Origin of the sequence: Bradyrhizobium sp. 23 (genome assembly GCF_023073295.1) — a bacterium.
Classification (GTDB): domain Bacteria; phylum Pseudomonadota; class Alphaproteobacteria; order Rhizobiales; family Xanthobacteraceae; genus Bradyrhizobium; species Bradyrhizobium canariense_D.
Map to the genome: position 1 here is coordinate 102,383 of NZ_JADPJF010000103.1, position 4,818 is coordinate 107,200.

7 protein-coding genes and 1 pseudogene are annotated in these 4,818 nt (G+C 63.7%); 5 read left to right on the forward strand and 3 right to left on the reverse strand.

Features of this window, described 5'->3' with window-relative positions:
• From IVB32_RS25570 to IVB32_RS25580, 3 genes and pseudogenes are all read left to right on the forward strand, one after another.
• A pseudogene (locus IVB32_RS25570) lies at positions 1-84 on the forward strand (3-hydroxyacyl-CoA dehydrogenase); the annotation flags it as partial.
• A gap of 10 nt (positions 85-94) precedes the next feature.
• Positions 95-526 carry a thioesterase family protein gene (locus IVB32_RS25575; RefSeq protein WP_018458463.1) on the forward strand — a complete coding sequence of 144 codons (432 nt, stop codon included), beginning with the start codon at positions 95-97 and terminating at the stop codon, positions 524-526.
• A 78-nt stretch (positions 527-604) separates the two neighbouring features.
• Complete coding sequence (locus IVB32_RS25580; RefSeq protein WP_018458462.1) at positions 605-1,756, forward strand: ABC transporter substrate-binding protein; 1,152 nt, start codon at positions 605-607, stop codon at positions 1,754-1,756.
• Between the two features lie 177 nt (positions 1,757-1,933).
• On the opposite strand, the gene IVB32_RS25585 is transcribed toward IVB32_RS25580, so the two are convergent.
• Together IVB32_RS25585 and IVB32_RS25590 are read right to left on the reverse strand one after the other, a co-directional pair.
• Positions 1,934-2,662, reverse strand: coding sequence for a glutathione S-transferase family protein (locus IVB32_RS25585; RefSeq protein WP_018458461.1), 729 nt, complete (start codon positions 2,660-2,662; stop codon positions 1,934-1,936).
• A gap of 38 nt (positions 2,663-2,700) precedes the next feature.
• Complete coding sequence (locus IVB32_RS25590; protein ID WP_247294194.1) at positions 2,701-3,006, reverse strand: hypothetical protein; 306 nt, start codon at positions 3,004-3,006, stop codon at positions 2,701-2,703.
• A gap of 112 nt (positions 3,007-3,118) precedes the next feature.
• Here IVB32_RS25590 and IVB32_RS25595 point away from each other — a divergent pair, with 112 nt between their 5' ends.
• Both IVB32_RS25595 and IVB32_RS25600 read left to right on the forward strand, forming a co-directional pair.
• On the forward strand, positions 3,119-3,817 hold the full coding sequence (locus tag IVB32_RS25595) for a YafY family protein (RefSeq protein WP_007599649.1): 699 nt from the start codon (positions 3,119-3,121) through the stop codon (positions 3,815-3,817).
• A gap of 2 nt (positions 3,818-3,819) precedes the next feature.
• Positions 3,820-4,149 (forward strand): YkgJ family cysteine cluster protein, encoded by a 330-nt coding sequence (locus IVB32_RS25600; protein ID WP_018458459.1) that lies wholly within the window; start codon positions 3,820-3,822, stop codon positions 4,147-4,149.
• 73 nt (positions 4,150-4,222) lie between these two features.
• Here IVB32_RS25600 and IVB32_RS25605 read toward each other — a convergent pair whose 3' ends face one another.
• Positions 4,223-4,621: a hypothetical protein gene (locus IVB32_RS25605; protein WP_018458458.1), complete on the reverse strand. Its 399-nt coding sequence runs from the start codon at positions 4,619-4,621 to the stop codon at positions 4,223-4,225.
• Between the last annotated feature and the right edge of the window lie 197 nt (positions 4,622-4,818).

Sequence of the window (4,818 nt, forward strand, 5' to 3'; positions counted from 1 at the left end):
CTCGCCCTGCACATGGTCGAGAATTCCTACCTCAACGGCGAAGTGGTGCGCCTCGACGGCTCGCTGCGCATGGCGCCGAAATAGGGCGCGGCATATGTTCGTGAACCGGCGCGACGTCCAGATCCAGTGGGGTGACTGCGACCCCGCCAACATCGTCTATTACCCGCGTTATTTCGCGATGTTCGACGATTCGACGTCGACCCTGTTCGAAGTCGCCGGCTTCTCCAAGCAGGACCTGGTCAAGAAATACGGCCTGGTGGGCATTCCCATGGTCGATACACGCGCCAAGTTCTACATCCCCTCGACTTATGGCGACTGGATCACCATCGAAACCAAGATCGAGAGCATCAAGCGCTCGAGTTTCGAGGTGAAGCACAGCGTCTTCAAGGGCGAGGCGCTGGCTATCGAGGGTTTCGAGACCCGTGTCCTGGTCGGGCGCGACCCCGTTAACCCCGACAAACTGAAATCGGCACCGTTTCCTGCGGAAATGGTAGCCAAATTCACGGGGAGCGAGGCCCGGAGCTAAATCGCCACATCACCAAAAGAGGGGGCTGAATTACCCCCCGATTTCTGCTTTCAAAGAAACACATAAAGGGAGGAATAGATGAAACGCTTTTACCTGACCGCCGCCGTCACCGCGGCTGCGCTTGCGCTGCCGGCCGTGCCCGCGCGGGCTCAGACCGCCGAGGTCACCATCGGCATCACCACCACCACGACCGGCCCGGGCGCAGCGCTGGGCATTCCCGAGCGCAATGCGCTGGAGTTCGTGCCGAAGGAGATCGGCGGCGTGCCGCTGAAGGTGATCGTACTCGACGACGGCGGCGATCCGACCACCGCGACCACCAACGCCCGCCGCTTCGTGACCGAATCCAAGGCCGACATCATCATGGGCTCGGCGCTGACGCCGCCGACCATCGCGGTGTCCAACGTCGCCAACGAAGCCGGCATTCCGCATTTCGGCCTGGCGCCGTTCCCGATTACGCCGGAGCGCATGAAGTGGTCGGTGGCGATGCCGCAGCCGATCCCGATCGTGGGCAAGGTGCTGTACGACCACATGAAGTCGAAGGGTGTGAAGACCGTCGGTTATATCGGCTATTCCGACTCCTATGGCGACCTCTGGTTCAACGATTTGAAGGCGCAGGCCGTGCCGATGGGCATAACCATCGCCGACGAGGAGCGCTTCGCTCGCCCCGACACGTCGGTGACCGGACAGGTGCTGAAGCTCGTGGCGGCGAATCCCGATGCCATTCTGGTCGGCGCTTCCGGCACCGCGGCCGCGCTGCCGCAGACCGAGCTACGCGAGCGTGGCTATCAGGGCCTGATCTACCAGACCCATGGCGCCGCCAGTATGGACTTCATCCGTATCGCCGGCAAAGCTGCGGAAGGCGTGCTGATGGCCTCTGGTCCCGTCATGGATCCCGAGGACCAGCCGGACGAAGCCGCCACCAAGAAGCCGGGCCTCGCGCTCAACTCGGCCTATGAAGCCAAGTACGGCCCGAACAGCCGCAGCCAGTTCGCCGGTCACTCTTACGACGCCTTCGAGATTCTCAAGCGCATCATCCCGGCGGCACTCAAGACGGCGAAGCCAGGCACGCCGGAATTCCGCGAGGCGATTCGCCAGGCGCTGCTGTCGGAGAAGGAGCTTGCGGCGAGCCAAGGCGTCTACAATTTCACCGAAAAGGATCGCTACGGCCTCGACGAGCGCTCGCGCATCCTGCTCACGGTGAAGAACGGCAAGTACACGCTGGTGAAATAGACGCAGCGGCAGGATTGAGACGACGAGAGCCGGCCCGATGGGCCGGCTCTTTTTGTTTGCAGCGAGCGTAATGCCGGATCGCGTTTGAACAACAGCACCGCTCTCTGAGTTCCCTCCTCCCTTGTGGGGGAGGGGACACACCTTTCTCGGGGCGCTAGATGAGTCTCATTCCAGGCCTCAAGCCGCCTGCCGCAGCGGGGTCCAGGCGAACTCCGGATAGTAACTGTCCATCATCCGGTCGACATAAGCGGTGAGGTTCGGAAATCCTTCGGCGCGACGGCGCAGTGCGGATTCGAAGAACGGCGTCAGGATCCCGGCGAGTGCACCGAAGGCGGTGGCATCGACGCCGCAGGGCTTGTTGCCCATCAGATAGGACTTGTCGCCGAGCTGCACCGAGAGCGCAAACAGCGAGCGCACGGCGAGATCGACGTCGTCATCGGGCGCGTGGCGGCCGAGTCCGGAGAGCAGGTAGTTCTCGGCGACACGGAATTGCGCGTCCTCGCGCAACTTCTCGCGATTGTGCTCCGGCGCGCCGTCGAAGAAATGCGCAGGCCCCTTGGCGAAGTTGACCGGATCGACCCAGCGCGCCCCGACCAGCGCAAAATAAACGTGATGCTCGATCATGCGTTCGAATGCCCAGGCCTGCGCGCGCTCGACGAGCGACAGACCGGCGTCGAAATCGAAGCCGTAGCGGCGCTCGATATGGGCGCGGATGAAAGTGGAATCGGCCACCGCCTCGCCGCCATCGTCGATGAAGGGCAGCTGCCCCTTGGGTGATGCGGGTGGCATCGCCCGCTCCTTCCGGTAGGGCAATCCCGCCATCTTGAGCTGCACCTCCGTCTTGGTGACGAAGGGGCTGATTTCCGGCAGGCCGAAGCCGGCGCCAAAGCCGTAAAGCGTGATCATGAAGGCTCTCCTGAAACGACCGAAAGAGTTGAGGGAACTTAACCGCGGGCTGCTGCCACCATGGTGGCAGCAGCCGTGATATCTTCTGCGAAACGGGCCCCCCGCCAGGCGCGGGCCATGACATGACGGACCAGCGCGTCCGCGGCCTGCACCAGGAAGCGAGCCACCATGGTCGCGAGCGCAAGGCGGAGGTCGAGGACCATGAGATCAAGGGATACGAGGCGGCCGAACGCCCATGCGTACCAAGCTCGGGCTTGCAAACGCGGGACTTGCAAAGGCTGGACCTGTAAAGGCGGGGTCCGCCATAGCGCAGCGGCCGGGCCGAAATGAGTTGGAATGATCATGGACAAATCCTCTTCAGTCGACGTGTTGTCCCGGTATAGAACTCCCCTGCTGCCAACATCCTGTCAGCAGCCGCGCGCCGCCTTCTGAAAAACCACCGACAAGAGATCCGTCATGAGACGCGCCGACCGGCTGTTTCAAATCATCCAGGTGCTGAGGCGCACGCGTAAGCCGCTGACGGCGGACGCCATCGCGGCCGAGCTCGAGACCTCGAAGCGCACGATCTATCGCGACATCGCCACGCTGATCGGCCAGCGCGTGCCGATCCGTGGTGAAGCCGGCATGGGCTACATCCTGGAAAAGGGTTTTGACCTGCCGCCTTTGATGCTGACACCCGACGAAATCGAGGCGGCGGTGCTGGGCGCGCAATGGGTCGCCGGCCATGCCGATCCCGCGCTGGCGCGTGCGGCTGAAGATCTGATGGCCAAGATCGCCGACACTGTCCCTGAGCGCCTGCGTCCGTTCGTGCTGGAGCCGGCAAGCCGGGCCCGACCGAGCTGGAACAGGGAGCCGGACCGCTTGGACATGGCTCGCACGCGCACCCAGATCCACGAAGGCAAGAAGATCATGCTGCGCTATCGCGACGAGCAGGGCCGCGCCAGCGAGCGCATGATCTGGCCGATTTCGATCGGCTATCTCGAAGCCGTGCGCCTGCTCGCGGCCTGGTGCGAGCTGCGCGGCGACTTCCGCAGCTTCCGCACCGACCGCGTGGTCGACGCGAGCTATCCCGACGAGAGATATCCTGAAAGGCGCGACGTGCTGCGCGCGAAATGGCGCCAGAGCCTGGTCTGGGGCCCGCCAAAGGACACGTGACGATGGATGAGAACGCCCCGATCGACCTGTCGAGCTGTTGCCAGAGTTGCGGCGCCTGCTGCGGCTATTCGGCGAACTGGCCGCGCTTCTCGATCGAGAGCGACGAGGAGCTTGCCGCGATTCCCGAAGCGCTCGTCAACGACCGTCAATCCGGCATGCGCTGCGAAGGCGATCGCTGTTCGGCGTTGCAGGGGAACATTGGAAAAGCGACCGCGTGCGGCATCTATGCAGTGCGGCCGGACGTGTGCCGCACCTGCATGCCGGGCGATGCCGAATGCGCGATGGCGCGACGGAAATTCGGGCTGCCGGTGATAGAGGCCGCCGGCGCATGATCCGGAAAAGTGTGCAGCGGTTTTCCGCCGAGATCATACGCCAATAGAGAGCTAGAGCGCGATCGATCGTGCTTTAGGCCGGGACGGCTTCGCCGATCTCGTCGTCGATCTCGTCGTCCAGCGGCGCGAGCACCGAGAGCGGCTTGGTCGACAGCGTGATCGGCTTGCGGCCACCCGACAGCGACGGCGAGGATTTCGCCGCGCCTTCGCGCGCAAGCGCGTAGAGCGTCGAACCGACACGGCCGCCGTTCTCGATCAGGTCGCGCTCGTTACAGCTGCCAGCGATCGCGACCGCCAGCGAGTGCAGATGGCTGCGCCGATAGCAGAACAGCGCCAGCCTGGCGCGCGCGTCAGGGGAAACACTTTCAACCAGCCTCGGCAGGCCACTCTCGCTGGCGCGGTACATCTCGCCAAGGAGTTCGTCGCGGACCGGGCAGGAATCGCCTTCAAAGGTATCGCGGCTTGAAAACATTGCAGTTCTCCCTCGTCTGGGAAGATGCAGTGCAATTCTCTAATGAAAGGTTAACCACGCTGCCCGGTAGTCACCCGGGGGTCCTTGCGCGTGGGCCGCGAATCAATGGGCTGGGCGGGGATCCAGCCGCGCTATCTGAGCCGATGAGTCAGGCGCGAACGCCTCCACGCGTCATGGCCGGGCTTGTCCCGGCCATC